Here is a 13,742-nt window from a genome sequence, read left to right as displayed (position 1 = left end):
GAACGCGGCTCGGGTGGCTCGCGATATGGGCCTGACCGTACGCCTTGAGCCCGACGGCGCAATTACCCTTATCCCCGCTGATCACAACAGCCAAGTTGACAGCAGCGCGCTTATGCGCAGCAATTCCCTCCGCGCATGGAGGGACCGACACAATGCGGGTAGATCTCGTGGGAATCCATAAGGTACGCCGCCGCCTCGCTGATGGAAGCCTCAAGACCTACTACTACGCTTGGCGAGGCGGCCCTCGCATTGAGGCCGAACCGGATACGCGAAAATTCACCGAGGAATATCTCCGCCTAACCCGCGAGCGCGAGGATGCACCATATCAGGGGTGCATGGCCGAGATCATCCGCGCCTATCTGAGATCACCACACTACCGCGATCTGAAGCCATCCACACGCGAGGGCTATGATTTCGCCATACGAGCGATTGAGAGCGAATTCTACGACATGACAGCAGAGCAAATTGCTGCGCCTGGCACGCGCTCTCTGTTTCTCGAATGGCGCGATGAGATTGCCGAAGCGCACCCCCGTAAGGCTGATCTCTATATGAGCGTCCTGCAGCGGATTTTATGGTTTGGATTGGATCGAGAGATGGTCGCCCGCCATCCCCTGGAGCGCGTGAGCAAGGTCAGTGACGGCACCAGGCGCGACATCATCTGGACCGACGCGGACATGGAGAAATTCCGGAAGTCAGCACCAGAGCCCTTAGTGCGCGCCATGATGCTTGCCGCATGGACGGGGCAGCGGCAAGGTGACCTGCTTGCCCTCACATGGTCAGCGTATGATGGGCAGGCCATCAGGCTGCGCCAATCTAAAACAGGGGCGCATGTCGCGGTGAAGGTATCGGTAGAGCTAAAAGCCGCTCTGGATGCAGCGAAAGCCGCCAATGAAGCCCGTAACAAACCAGCGGTAACAATCTTAACCAACCGCGGGGGGAAGCCTTGGGCGACAGGTTTCAAGTCGTCCTGGCGCAAAGCTATGGCTAAGGCAGGCATAGTGGGGAAGACGTTCCACGACCTGCGGGGGACATTTGTCACCCTCGCCTATCGCAATGGAGCATCGATAAAAGAGATTGCCGAGGTCACTGGACACTCAGAAAAAGACGCCGAGGGGATCATTCGGAAGCACTATCTCGTATCGAGCGCGGCTGTGGAAAAGATCGAATCAAGAACGAGAAGTGTAAAACGCGCCGAAAACTGTAAAACGACTTCAGGCGGCAGCTGCGTAAGTCATTGATTTAATGGTCGGAGCGGCGGGATTCGAACCCACGACCCCTTGACCCCCAGTCAAGTGCGCTACCGGGCTGCGCTACGCTCCGACGGGGTGACCCTTAGTATAGCCCCCCTTGCTGCGCAAGGAAAAAAGGCGCTTCTCGCCCTGGGCCGCACCGAAAGCGCGTGAAGCAGGAAACTATTAGCGCATTTTGCGCGTTCCCCTCATCTGTCGGAGGGCTCCAATGGCGCCGCGACCATATTGGAAAGGCTATTTGAAGCTTTCGCTGGTGACGTGTCCGGTGTCGCTGACCACGGCCACGAGCGACCGCGATAAGATTCGCTTTCACACCATCAACCGGGAGACCGGTAACCGCCTTCGGAGCCGCTATGTGGACGCCGAGACGGGCAAGCCCGTCGCGGAAGAAGACGAGGTACGCGGCTACGAAACCGCAGAGGGCAAGTATGTCATCTTCGATGAAGAGGAGTTACAAGCCGTCGGCCTGGAAAGCACCCGCACCATTGACATTGAGCAGTTTGTACCCGCCGCTTCCATTCAGTGGGTGTGGTACGACAAGCCTTACTATCTTATGCCGGACGATGAGGTGGCGCAGGAGGCCTTCGCAGTCATCCGCGAAGCAATGGCCGCAACCCGGACGGTAGGCATTTCGCGGCTTGTCCTTTCCCGCCGCGAACGGGCGGTGATGCTTGAGCCGTGCGGAAAGGGCATCGTGCTGTGGACGTTGCGATATGGCGACGAGGTGCGCGACCCTGACGAGGTTTTCGCAGGACTTGAGGACAAGACGGCTGAATCGCGACTCGTTTCACTAGTTGCCACGCTGATCGGGGATCTCACAAAGCCCTGGAGCCGGGATCTGGTCCGCGATCCGGTGCAGGAAAAGCTGAAGGATCTGATCGAAGCCAAGCGAAAGAAGGACAAGCGCCCCGCGTCCCGGAAGAAGAAGAAGGAGGAGGAGGAGCCGGAGGTTCCCGGCAATGTCGTCAGCATTATGGATGCGCTCAAGAAATCGCTTTCGCAGGAGAAGCAGAAGAGCCACTGACGCCATCAGCGAGAGGCCATGACCACGCGCTTCAGGCCGCGCTTTTCATACGCGTCTTGAGGGGCACTGCCGCCTTGAAAAAATCCTCCCATGGATCCGCATCCACCGCGGCAAGCCGCGTAGGGGCATTGGCGACCGTAAAATAATCGGGGCCAATTGCGGGGTTCAGCTCATCCCAGGAGAGTGGCATGGATACGGCTGCGCCCGGCCGGGCACGCGTTGAATACGGAGCTACCGCCGTCGCTCCCCTCCCGTTGCGCAGATAATCGACCAGAATCTTGCCCTTCCGCTTGGCCTTAGTCACCGTGGCGACGAAACGTCTCGGGCTGTCCGCGGCCATGGCGTCGGCAATGGATTTTGCAAAGGCCTTGGTCTCTTCCCAGTTTGCGCGGGGCTTCAGCGGCGCTACGACATGCAGCCCCTTGCCCCCTGACGTTTTTACAAAGCTTGCAAGCCCTGCCCTTGCAAGACGCTCCTTCACTTCCCGCGCGGCATCAATGACGGCCTCCCAAGCAACGCCAGGGCCGGGATCCAGGTCCATATTGATGAGGTCAGGTCTTTCCAGATCATCGAGGCGCGAGCCCCAGGGATGGATTTCCAGCGTGCCGCCCTGCACGAGCCCCAGAAGTCCGGGAAGACCGTCTATGGCAATGACCGGTTCATCGTCCTTGGGGTCCGTGCCCTTCACAATCTCGGACGATTGCCCGCGCCATGCGTGCTTCTGGAAGAAGCATTGGCCGCTAATTCCGTCAGGGCATCGCACAAGCGCCAACGGCCGCCCGACAATGAACGGCCCCATGCGCGGCCAGACCTCCGCATAATATTCGGCGAGGCCCTGCTTTGTAACTCCAGCATCCGGCCAGTAGAGCCGATCCGGATGGGTAAGCCGCACTGCGGGCGAGGGCATTTCCGGCGCTGCGCCAGGTCCACTCTCGCGCCGCACGTCTCCTGGGTTCCTGTCCTCCCGCAGACCACGAAAAGCGGCGTGGCGAATGCTTCCGTCTGCGGTCCAGTTGCGAAACTCCACTTCGGCAACAAGGTCAGGTTGGACAAACTTCACCTGACGCGCCTCGTCTGCGGTAAGCTTCCGTGAAAACGGGCTTTTCGGTACGCGCATGGGCTCCAGCCTTTGAAAAAGCTCCTCCGCCACTTGATGGCTGAAGCCGGTGCCGACACGACCTGCGGGAATGAGTTTGCCATCCTCGTAATAGCCAAGGACCAGGGAGCCAATCGCGCCGCGGAAGGTAGAGGAAGGCACATAGCCGGCAATGACCAATTCCTGCCGGCTGGAACACTTCGACTTTATCCAGCTCCGGCCGCGGCCTGTCGGATATGGCGCATCCCTGTCCTTGGAGACGATGCCCTCAAGCCCCAGACGGCAGGCATGTTTTCGTACCGTTTCTCCGTCTTCCTCGAAGTGCTCGCTGTAGCGCAGGACCCCGGGCGCCGCCTTCAGAAGCGTCTCCAGCACCGTTTTCCTTTCGGTCAGGCTGGCGTGACGCAAATCATAGCCGTCAAGATAAAGTAGATCGAAGAGGTAGAGCACCATCCGGTCGGTTCTGCCGGACGACAGGTCGGCCTGGAGTGCGGAAAAATCCGAAGCGCCCCCTGCGCCTTCAGAAATAAGCTCCCCGTCGATAATGGCTTCCTTCAAGGGGAGCGTGCCGAGCGCGGCCGGTATGGCTGCGCCGAATTTCCCGGTCCAGTCGAGACCGCTGCGCGTATAAAGCTTTGTCTTGCCTGCCCGGATGTGGGCCTGCAAACGATAACCGTCGAACTTGATCTCGTGAAGCCATCTTGCGCCGGGGGGAGCGCTATTCCGAAGGGTTGCAAGCGCCGGCTTGATGAAACCGGGATAGCCTGCCTTTCTTGCACGCTTGGGCAAGACCGCCTGTGACGCCGCTGGTTTTTCTATGCGCCCGGTCTTCGACGACCAGCCGGGTGCCTCGCCCTCGACATCCTTGATCATTCGGCCGGTTTTGACTGATTCCGGCCGCTCTTCGAGAATGTCCGGATCTTCCTCGCTCCGGGCGGCGGGATCATCGCCCTTGATCAGGAGCCAGTTCTCGTTTCGCTCGCGTGGTTTCTTGGCCATCCGCACGAGATGCCAGCGACCTTGCAGCTTTTCCCCGTGAAGCTCGAATTCCAGATGGCCCTTGGCGTAACCCTTCTTCGCATCGCCAATGGGCGACCACCGGCCGCGGTCCCAGATGATCACAGTGCCGCCGCCATATTCGCCTTTGGGGATCGTGCCTTCGAAGTCGCCATATTCAAGCGGATGGTCTTCTACATGAACCGCCAGCCGCTTCTCGCCGGGCACGAGGCTGGGTCCTCTAGTTACGGCCCAGCTTTTCAACACCCCCTCCATTTCCAGGCGCAGATCGTAATGAAGCCGTCTTGCGGCGTGCTTCTGAATGACGTAGCTGTCGCCGCCCACGGATTTTCCGCGCTCTCCTCGTGGTTCGGGCGTTGCGGTGAAATCCCGCTTCTTGCGATACGCGGAAAGAGCCATCAGCCGGCCTTGCGGCGCCGTCCCGCAGCGGACGCGCCTCGCTTGCCCTGCCGAGCCTTCTTCGGAGCTGCCTTGCTGCCCGCTTCTGCGCTACGGCGCAGAGCATCCATGAGATTGACGACCTTGGTTTCCTTGGGCGGTTTTGGAACCTCGATCTTGCGTCCTTCCATCTTCGCCTTCACCAGTTCCTGCAGGGCAAGGTCATAGCGGTCATCGAAACTGCGCGGATCGAACGCACCGCTCTTGGTTTCAATGATGTGCTCCGCAAGATCCAGCATCTCGCCTTCGATCTTCAATTCCGGAAGATCGCCGAAAACTTCCTCCGCCGACCTTACCTCGTAATCGAAATTGAGGGTGTTGGCGACGAGACCTGGACCCTCCGGCCGCAACAATAGCGTACGAAGCCGCCGGAACAGGACGGCCCGGGCAAGCCCGGCAACGTTCTTTCTGCGCATGCCCTCGCGAATGACAGCGAAAGAGTCTGCCGCCACAGGGCCGCTTGGGGCAATATAGTATGGGCGGTCGAGATAGACCGTCTTTACGTCATCGTAAGGAACGAAAGCCTCCACGCGGATGGTCTTGTCGCTATCAGGGATGACGGCGGCGATCTCCTCCGGCTCAAGAACGATATAGCGGCCGTCCTCGATCTCGTATCCCTTCACCTGCTCTTCGCTTTCGACAGGCTCCTCGGTTTCCTCGTCGATATACTGGCGACGGACACGATGGCCGGTCTTGCGATTGATCACGTTGAAGGAGACTCGCTTGGAAGTCGTGGCCCCCGCGTAAAGCGCAACCGGAAAAGCCAACTCGGATACCTTCAAAAATCCTTTCCAGGTCGCCCGGGCCATTCTTCGCCTCCTGAGCTTGCCCGTGGAGACAACGTACTTGGCCGGCAGGATGTTCCGCTGCCAGCATACCTAACCCGGCATTCGCTCCTCATAGTTTTACATCAAGTAATATTACGTTTCTTAAATACCGTTCAGTATCGTAACGTTAAAACCCTCAACAACAATTGATTGATTCATAGTATTAGTTCACATAATTCAAATTCTCGCCGTCATTCTCTATTACTTCTCCCATCGAGCGGGGGCGCCAAGACACGGATATTTCCCTGTCTGAACACGATGGAGGTTCTTAATGAAACACCTTGTTACACTTCTCCTCGCGGCTGGACTTGCTGCTCCCGCATTCGCACAAGCCCCGGACTTCGCCACTGTCGATGCCGATATGAGCGGAGGCGTGACGCTTGAGGAATTGCAGGCGGTGATGCCAGATACCAGCGAGGAACTCTTCAACGCCGCGGATACTGATGGCAGTGGCGACCTTTCAGAAGAAGAATTCGCCACAATCGCCGGCGGCTAATCTAAAGGAGCAAAGTCGTTTCCATGAAGAAAATTGTTCTTTCATCCCTCAGCGCTGTTGCGCTTCTGGCGCTTGCCGCCTGTGACGACGGGGCACAGGCTCCGCAAGGCGGGGTCGGTGCTAGCGATGCCATCGAAACGGTACCCGTGCCGGCGGAGCCTGCCGGCACTGACAGCAGCCCGATGCAGTAAGCAATCGTGGATTTTGCACATATATCAAGGGGCGCCGAGGCGCCCCTTTCTTCTTGCCACGTCCTATGGCTTATCGCACCTGATCGAGCAGCCTCTTGCATTCCAGCAAATCGAACAAGGTCTCCTGTAGAAGCGCCCTGTTATCGCGCGAGAGGCGGCCCTCATCGGCGGATACCGGTCCGTCGTCTTCCCGCCCGAGGCCGAAGAAGCGGCGGCTTGGCTTCACCTTGGGTTGGCCGATAACGATTTCCTCATCCTCGGCGACGGCAGCTTTCTCGGCGAGCTTCTGAGGGGCGATCGCCTGGACCGCTTGAAGATCGCCACGTCCGACAGCGATGATGAACTGGTTGCCATTCTCGCGCAGCAGCTTCTGTACGCCTTTGATCGTATAACCCTGATCGTATAGCATGTGGCGGATGCCCTTGATTAGTTCGACATCCTGAGGGCGGTAATAGCGCCGACCACCGCCGCGCTTCATTGGCTTTATCTGCGTGAAGCGCGTCTCCCAGAATCGCAGAACGTGTTGGGGAAGATCGAGTTCTTCCGCCACTTCGCTGATGGTGCGGAATGCATCGGGGCTCTTTTCCATGCGCTCTTCACCTGTTTTGCGGCTTCATCAGCCAATTCAACCTCAACGAAGGCAACGACAAGGTGCGAAAACCCGCTATCGATGCGTCGGTCAGGACTTTTTGCCTACCTTCCGCTCCTGATGCGCGCGCAGGATGCGATTCTTGAGCACGTTCGAGGCCTTGAACGTCATCACCCGGCGCGGCAGAATCGGCACTTCCTCCCCTGTCTTCGGATTTCGGCCGATACGCTCATTCTTGTTACGCACCTGGAAGGTTGCAAAGGAGGAGAGCTTCACAGTCTCTCCGCGAACAATCGCGTCGCAGACCTCCTGGAGCACCATTTCGACGATCTGGGCAGACTCGGTGCGTGAAAGCCCCACCTTACGGTACACAGCTTCCGCCAGATCGGCACGTGTCACCGTCTTTCCCCCCATCGTCCTTCCAATCATTCGAAACTACTGAAATACAAGCGAGAACTGGACGTTAAGGAATTGCCGGAGCAAGGTCAAGAACCCGCGCACTTTGCGCCAGCATCAAAAATTCTACCAGCGTATGAGCGTTGCGCCCCAGGTGAAGCCACCGCCCATAGCCTCCAACATGACGAGGTCACCCGGTTTTATCTTGCCTTGCTTCACCGCATGGTCGAGCGCAAGCGGGACAGAGGCAGCGGACGTATTGCCGTGCAGATCGACCGTGATCACCACCTTTTCGTCGGCAAATCCGAGTTTCCTTGCCGAAGCATCGATAATGCGCTTGTTGGCCTGGTGAGGCACGAACCAGTCAATATCTTCCGGCGTTACCTTCGCCTGTTCGAGCACATTTTCGACTACGTCCGTGATCATTCCGACAGCGTGCTTGAACACCTCGCGGCCTTGCATGCGCAAATGCCCGACGGTGCCCGTCGTCGACGGGCCGCCATCGACATAAAGCTTGTCCTTCTGAGAGCCGTCAGAGCGCAGTGCCGAGGCGATGATGCCGCGTTCAGCCGCACTCCCTGTGCCATCCGCCGCCTCCAGCACTATCGCGCCCGCTCCATCGCCGAAAAGGACGCAGGTGGTGCGGTCGCTCCAGTCGAGAATGCGCGAAAAGGTTTCCGAGCCGATGACGAGCGCGCGCTTGGCCGTTCCGCCCCGCAGGTAATGATCCGCAGTGGTGATAGCGTAGACGAAGCCTGTGCAGACAGCCTGCATGTCGAAGGCGAAGCCATGACGCATCCCCAGCCGTTCCTGGATCTCTACCGCCGTAGCCGGGAAGGTGTTGTTTGGCGTGGAGGTTGCCAGCACGATGAGGTCGATATCGTCCGGTGTCAGACCGGCATCTGCCAGCGCGGCGCGCGCCGCGGCCTCGCCTAGGGATGCCGTAGTTTCGTCTTCCGCGGCAATATGGCGCTGGCGAATGCCAGTCCGCTGGACGATCCACTCGTCAGACGTATCGACCAGCTTCTCGAATTCCTTGTTCGTCATGATGCGGCGCGGGAGGCTCGAACCGACCCCGCGCACTGCGGACCTGATCATGTTAATATCCTATGCGTTGGATGCCGCGCCGGCGAGGGCGACCGGCCTTCGTGCGTGATAGATATCAAGGGTGGAGCGGGTTTTCTCGAAAACACCGCTTCTGACCATTTCGTATGCGAGTTCTACCGCCGCGGCAAATCCTTCCTCATCAGCAGCGCCATGGCTTTTCACCACGATTCCCTTCAGCCCCAGGAATACGCCCCCATTGGTCTTGCGCACGTCCATCTTCTCACGCAAGCTTTCGAAGGCTTCGCGTGCCAGGAGATAACCCAAGCGCGCCAGCAGGGTACGACCGAGGGCCGCGCGCAGATATTCAGCAATCTGCCGGGCGGTGCCTTCTGCGGTCTTAAGGGCGATATTGCCGGAGAAGCCCTCCGTCACGACCACATCGACGGTCCCCTTGCCAATATCATCTCCTTCCACAAAGCCATGATAGTGCATCGTCTCAAGATTAGCCTCGCGCAGCATCCGGCCTGCTTCCTTCACCTCCTCCTGCCCCTTGATCTCCTCGACGCCGACATTGAGCAACCCGACCGTGGGCTGTTCGATATCGAAGAGCGCATTCGCCATCGCCGCACCCAGTATGGCAAAATCCACCAGTTGCTGTGCGTCCGCGCCGATGGTGGCGCCGACGTCAAGGACAATGCTCTCACCGCGCAGGGTCGGCCAGATGGCGGCTATAGCAGGCCGCTCGATATCAGCCATGGTGCGCAGGCAAAACTTGGACATGGCCATCAACGCGCCTGTATTGCCGGCGGAAACGCAAGCATCTGCCTCGCCTGACTTCACCGCTTCAATGGCCTTCCACATGGAAGATTTCCAGCGCCCCTGGCGCAATGCCTGGCTCGGCTTGTCGTCCATGCGTACTGCGACCTCGCTATGGATGAAGTTGCTGATTTCCTTGAGCCGAGGCAACTGTTCGAGCAGAGGCAGGACTGCGTCTTCGTGACCGAAGATTTGGAACCGGGCGTCGGGCCGACGCTCGGCTACCCGCAGAAGACCTTGAAGGATCACCTCTGGCCCGTGGTCGCCCCCCATAGCATCGATCGATATGCGTATCACGCGCCTTCTGCCTTAAGTCTTACACGGAAGGGAGTCACGGAAAGTGCCGCGAAAATAGCGTTTTTGCACGCACGCACAACCTCGTTTTCAGGCTCGCCACCACTTCAGCGGTTCTCCTGCAGCTTCTTCAAAGCTTCCTGAAGTGAACCTTCCGGCGTTTCCTCCTCCTCTTCCTGCTCCGGCAGATCGGGCACCGCACCCGGCTTGCGCGGATAGGGATCGATGGCGAGGACGAAAAACTCCTCCGCAAGCGAGCCTACATCTATGGAATCACCCTCAAACGGTTCGGGCAGGTCTTCTCCTTCAGCACTGACAATGATTTCCCCACCCTCCTCGTCCTCGCGGGCCAGCCGTGAATTCACGGGCACGAACAAGGCCGCAATCTCCTCACGGATTTGCGCGGGCAAGGGCTCCAGCGTCACAACACAGGTCTGGACGATACTGGCTTCCACATAGCCGGTCACCCGCACGCCATCTCTCTTCCACGGCCGTACCAGCATCTCGGCCTCGAAATGCTCCACCGAGGCCAGGTTGTGAACGCGTGCTAGATCAGCCTTCTGCTCGTCGTCGGCAAGGATAGCTACGGTAATGCCCTTCGCGGGAAGGCGACCTACCCGAACCATGCGCGAGACGGGGCCTGGTCCTTTGCTCACCATTGCTCAAACCTCACTGCAGCGACGTCCTGGCGACCATAGGCAAAAGGACGCTGCACATTACTGAACCTTCCCACTGCGCTTCCGATCCGCCGATTCGGCAATTTCGGAGGATGCGGTGAATCGCAGATGGCCGGCCAGGATGTCACTGTCCGATTGCTCGGCCAGCGCCCTGTAGGCCTCGAGCACATAGGCTGCGAGGACTTCCGCTTCATTCCAGGCTTCGCGCTCTGGCGCAATGTTCCGCTTGAGCGCCGCGGCCAACGCTTCAACGTCGCCCGCATCAATGGCCTCCCCGTAGGCGCTGAGCCGTCCATAGAACATCCGGGCGAGCTTTTTCATGCGCTTGGGCACACCCAGATCCCCGATTCCCAGTTCGCGAAGCGAATGATCGACATCGGTAAAGAACTGATCCGTTACCTCCTGCGCCACCTCACGCAGATCGTCCTTGCCTGACCGCAGGCGATGAAGAAACAGGAACAGATGCAGCGACAGCATTTCGAAACGTCCAAGCGGGGTATCAGCCACCTGCCATTCTGAATAGAAGCGTGGCTGCCGCGCCGCCGCCACGATCTCCCCGTAGAGAGCATCCACGACGATACGCCGGTTGCGCCTTGCGGTTCCGGACAGCCAATGGAACATGATATGCGCTCTCCTTCATGTGGGTTGCTACCCGCAATCGCGTCTTGCGGGCAAGGTCCGGTTGCATCGACGCGAAAGCTGGTTTACCGCTTTTGCCGGACCGTGCAAGAGCGCGCCTCCGGAATGGCCGGAAGCGCAGATGACAAGGAGATGTCGTTGCAGGTGCGGAAATTCAAGATGAAGCATGCCTGCGCATCGGCACTGGCCGTTGCGTTGGGCGGTGCCGGGGTATCGGGATGCGGCAGCGTAGGCTCGACGCTCGACGCGCGGGAGACCATCACCCAGGGATATGTCATCGACGAGCAGGCTCTGGAGCTTGTTCCGGTTGGCTCCAGCCGCGAGCAGGTACTGCTTGCGCTGGGATCGCCATCGACGACTGCGACCTTCGATAACGAGGTTTTCTATTATATTTCGCAGAAGCGGGTGCGCAACGTCGCCTTCATGCGGCCCAAGCTGGTCGATCAGCAGGTGCTCGCGGTCTATTTCGGCTCGGACGGGCGCGTCACCCAGATTGCCCATTACGGGATGCAGGACGGTAAGCTTTTCGATTTCATCTCCCGCACCACACCGACCAGCGGCAAGGATCTGAATTTCCTTGCGCAGATGATTGCGGGCGTGGCCACGGGTGCGCCTCCACTCAATCCCCTCGGCGCCGGAATGTAGGCGCCGCCGGCGGAAATCCGCTGCTTAAGAGAACGAACGAAAAAGGCCCGCGGGCGACCGCGGGCCTTTCCTTCTTCGGCTCCCTTCCCTGTCAGCTTGCAAGGACTGCAAGAAGCAGGAGCGCCATGATGTTGGTGATCTTGATCATGGGGTTCACTGCCGGCCCGGCAGTGTCCTTGTAGGGATCACCCACCGTGTCGCCGGTGACCGACGCCTTGTGCGCCTCGGAACCCTTTACGTGCTTCATGCCGTCCTTGTCGGTAAAGCCGTCCTCGAAGGATTTCTTCGCATTATCCCAAGCGCCACCGCCCGCCGTCATGGAGATGGCGACGAAGAGACCCGTGACGATGACACCAAGCAGCATGGCACCAAGCGCGGCAAATGCCTCGTTCTTGCCGCTGATGAGATAGATCACGCCGAACACCGCGATTGGCGATAGCACTGGAAGAAGTGAAGGAGCGATCATCTCGCGAATGGCCGCGCGCGTCAGGATATCGACGGCCCGCCCGTAATCGGGCTTTTCCTTACCATCCATGATGCCCGGCTTCTCACGGAACTGCCGGCGCACCTCCTCGACAATGGCGCCGCCCGCGCGGCCAACCGCCGTCATGGACAGGCCACCGAAAAGATAAGGCAGCAGTCCGCCAAACAGGAGCCCCACCACCACATACGGGTTGGAGAGGGAGAAGTCGACCATCACTCCTTCGAAGAAGGACCCTGCCTCGGCATTAGCGGCGAAAAACTTCAGATCCTCCGTATAGGCGGCAAACAGAACCAGCGCGCCGAGACCAGCGGAGCCGATCGCATAGCCCTTGGTAACGGCCTTGGTCGTGTTACCTACCGCATCGAGTGCGTCCGTCGTTTGGCGCACCTCGCCCGGCAGGTCAGCCATTTCGGCAATTCCGCCTGCATTGTCAGTGACGGGGCCGAATGCATCGAGCGCTACCACCATTCCCGCCAGCGCCAGCATCGTCGTGACTGCAATTGCGATGCCAAACAGGCCTGCGAGATTGTAGCTCAGGAGGATGCCGGCGATAATCACGATAGCGGGCAGAGCTGTCGCTTCCAGCGAAACAGCCAGGCCCTGTATCACGTTGGTGCCATGGCCCGTTACCGATGCTTGCGCGATGGAACGCACCGGGCGGAAACCAACACCCGTGTAATATTCAGTGATCCAGATAATGAAGCCCGTCACCACAAGGCCGACGATACCGCAATAGAACAGGTCCCTGCCGAGGAACGAGGTTGTCTCGTTGACCCTGAACTCTGTAGACCCGCCTAGCCAACCCCAGACGACAATCGCCAGCGCAATCACCGACAGTATCGCCGTTGCCCAGAAGCCCTTGTAGAGCGCGCCCATGATGGAGTTGTTCGCACCAAGCTTGACGAAGAATGTACCAATAATGGAGGTGACAACGCAGACCCCGCCGATCAGCAGGGGGAAGAGCATCAGCGTTACGGCTTCGGCTCCGGTAAAGAAGATCGAGGCGAGCACCATCGTAGCAACGACGGTCACCACATAGGTCTCGAACAGGTCGGCGGCCATGCCTGCGCAGTCGCCGACATTGTCGCCGACATTGTCGGCGATCGTGGCCGGATTGCGCGGATCGTCTTCGGGGATGCCTGCTTCCACCTTGCCTACAAGGTCGCCGCCGACATCCGCTCCCTTGGTAAAGATGCCGCCGCCGAGACGGGCAAAGATCGAAATGAGGGAAGCGCCAAAGCCAAGGGCCACAAGCGCATCAATGACCGTGCGGTCGGTCGGCTCCAGCCCTACCACGCTTGTCAGCACCCAGAAATAGACGGAGACGCCGAGTAGCGCGAGCCCCGCGACCAACAGCCCAGTGATAGCGCCTGATTTGAACGCTATGTCGAGCCCGGCGGCAAGGCTATTGGAGGCTGCCTGCGCCGTGCGCACATTAGCGCGGACAGAAACGTGCATGCCTATGAAACCTGCAGCGCCGGAAAGCACCGCACCGATCAGGAAGCCGAAGGCCGCTGCCGCAGTGAGCAGCCACCACGCGATCACGAACACGATCACTCCTACGATGGCGATCGTCGTGTACTGCCGTGTGAGATAAGCCTGCGCGCCCTCCCGAATGGCGCCGGCGATTTCCTGCATGCGCGCGCTGCCCTGATCGGCTGCAAGAACCGATTGTGTAGCCCAGATGGCGTAAAGGACAGAAAGCAAGCCGCAGGCGATGACTACATAAAGCATGGTCATTGCCGATATATCCCTTGATTTTGGCCCGCGAACCCCTCCCGGGCCTAGAAAAAGGTGGCAGCCGACTCGGCCGCGA

At 59.3% G+C, this 13,742-nt stretch carries 14 protein-coding genes and 1 tRNA gene; 5 read left to right on the top strand and 10 right to left on the bottom strand.

Going from position 1 to position 13,742, the window contains the following annotated elements:
* Positions 1–335: 335 nt before the first annotated feature.
* On the top strand, positions 336–1,238 hold the full coding sequence (locus tag HUS57_RS02420) for a tyrosine-type recombinase/integrase (protein WP_246727711.1): 903 nt from the start codon (positions 336–338) through the stop codon (positions 1,236–1,238).
* 5 nt (positions 1,239–1,243) lie between these two features.
* Here HUS57_RS02420 and HUS57_RS02415 read toward each other — a convergent pair.
* Positions 1,244–1,320, bottom strand: a tRNA-Pro gene (locus tag HUS57_RS02415).
* A 138-nt stretch (positions 1,321–1,458) separates the two neighbouring features.
* Between HUS57_RS02415 and HUS57_RS02410 the strand changes: the two genes are divergently transcribed.
* Complete coding sequence (locus HUS57_RS02410) at positions 1,459–2,274, top strand: Ku protein (RefSeq protein ID WP_173931346.1); 816 nt, start codon at positions 1,459–1,461, stop codon at positions 2,272–2,274.
* A gap of 31 nt (positions 2,275–2,305) precedes the next feature.
* Here the strand turns inward: HUS57_RS02410 and ligD are convergent, their stop codons facing one another.
* Both ligD and HUS57_RS02400 read right to left on the bottom strand, forming a co-directional pair.
* Positions 2,306–4,786: a DNA ligase D gene (gene ligD / locus HUS57_RS02405; protein ID WP_173931345.1), complete on the bottom strand. Its 2,481-nt coding sequence runs from the start codon at positions 4,784–4,786 to the stop codon at positions 2,306–2,308.
* Positions 4,786–5,634 carry a Ku protein gene (locus HUS57_RS02400; protein ID WP_173931344.1) on the bottom strand — a complete coding sequence of 283 codons (849 nt, stop codon included), beginning with the start codon at positions 5,632–5,634 and terminating at the stop codon, positions 4,786–4,788. The genes ligD and HUS57_RS02400 overlap by 1 nt, the downstream gene beginning before the upstream one ends.
* Before the next feature lie 289 nt (positions 5,635–5,923).
* Between HUS57_RS02400 and HUS57_RS02395 the strand changes: the two genes are divergently transcribed.
* Positions 5,924–6,148: an EF-hand domain-containing protein gene (locus HUS57_RS02395; RefSeq protein WP_173931343.1), complete on the top strand. Its 225-nt coding sequence runs from the start codon at positions 5,924–5,926 to the stop codon at positions 6,146–6,148.
* 23 nt (positions 6,149–6,171) lie between these two features.
* A complete protein-coding gene (locus tag HUS57_RS02390) occupies positions 6,172–6,339 on the top strand; it encodes a hypothetical protein (RefSeq protein ID WP_173931342.1) in 168 nt (55 codons plus the stop codon).
* A 70-nt stretch (positions 6,340–6,409) separates the two neighbouring features.
* Here HUS57_RS02390 and HUS57_RS02385 read toward each other — a convergent pair whose 3' ends face one another.
* The 6 genes from HUS57_RS02385 to HUS57_RS02360 all read right to left on the bottom strand — a co-directional run bounded on the left by HUS57_RS02385 (position 6,410) and on the right by HUS57_RS02360 (position 10,779).
* Positions 6,410–6,928, bottom strand: a complete 519-nt coding sequence (locus HUS57_RS02385) for a MerR family transcriptional regulator (protein ID WP_173931341.1) — start codon at positions 6,926–6,928, stop codon at positions 6,410–6,412.
* Positions 6,929–7,018: 90 nt separating this feature from the next.
* Positions 7,019–7,342, bottom strand: coding sequence for an integration host factor subunit alpha (locus tag HUS57_RS02380; protein ID WP_173931340.1), 324 nt, complete (start codon positions 7,340–7,342; stop codon positions 7,019–7,021).
* Positions 7,343–7,450: 108 nt separating this feature from the next.
* Entirely contained in the window at positions 7,451–8,422 is a 972-nt protein-coding gene (locus tag HUS57_RS02375; protein ID WP_173931339.1) for a beta-ketoacyl-ACP synthase III, read from the bottom strand.
* Between the two features lie 9 nt (positions 8,423–8,431).
* Positions 8,432–9,484, bottom strand: a complete 1,053-nt coding sequence (gene plsX, locus HUS57_RS02370) for a phosphate acyltransferase PlsX (RefSeq protein WP_173931338.1) — start codon at positions 9,482–9,484, stop codon at positions 8,432–8,434.
* 104 nt (positions 9,485–9,588) lie between these two features.
* Positions 9,589–10,140, bottom strand: coding sequence for a DUF177 domain-containing protein (locus tag HUS57_RS02365; protein ID WP_173931337.1), 552 nt, complete (start codon positions 10,138–10,140; stop codon positions 9,589–9,591).
* Positions 10,141–10,197: 57 nt separating this feature from the next.
* Positions 10,198–10,779: a ubiquinol-cytochrome C chaperone family protein gene (locus HUS57_RS02360; protein WP_173931336.1), complete on the bottom strand. Its 582-nt coding sequence runs from the start codon at positions 10,777–10,779 to the stop codon at positions 10,198–10,200.
* A gap of 177 nt (positions 10,780–10,956) precedes the next feature.
* On the opposite strand from HUS57_RS02360, the gene HUS57_RS02355 reads away from it, so the two are divergent.
* Complete coding sequence (locus HUS57_RS02355; RefSeq protein ID WP_246727771.1) at positions 10,957–11,442, top strand: outer membrane protein assembly factor BamE; 486 nt, start codon at positions 10,957–10,959, stop codon at positions 11,440–11,442.
* A gap of 91 nt (positions 11,443–11,533) precedes the next feature.
* Here HUS57_RS02355 and HUS57_RS02350 read toward each other — a convergent pair whose 3' ends face one another.
* Positions 11,534–13,666, bottom strand: coding sequence for a sodium-translocating pyrophosphatase (locus HUS57_RS02350; RefSeq protein ID WP_173931335.1), 2,133 nt, complete (start codon positions 13,664–13,666; stop codon positions 11,534–11,536).
* Between the last annotated feature and the right edge of the window lie 76 nt (positions 13,667–13,742).

The organism is Chelativorans sp. Marseille-P2723 (assembly GCF_902809845.1).
Lineage (GTDB): Bacteria > Pseudomonadota > Alphaproteobacteria > Rhizobiales > Rhizobiaceae > Chelativorans.
The sequence above is the reverse complement of the archived record's forward strand: the minus strand, read 5'-3'. Positions and strand labels throughout refer to the sequence as shown.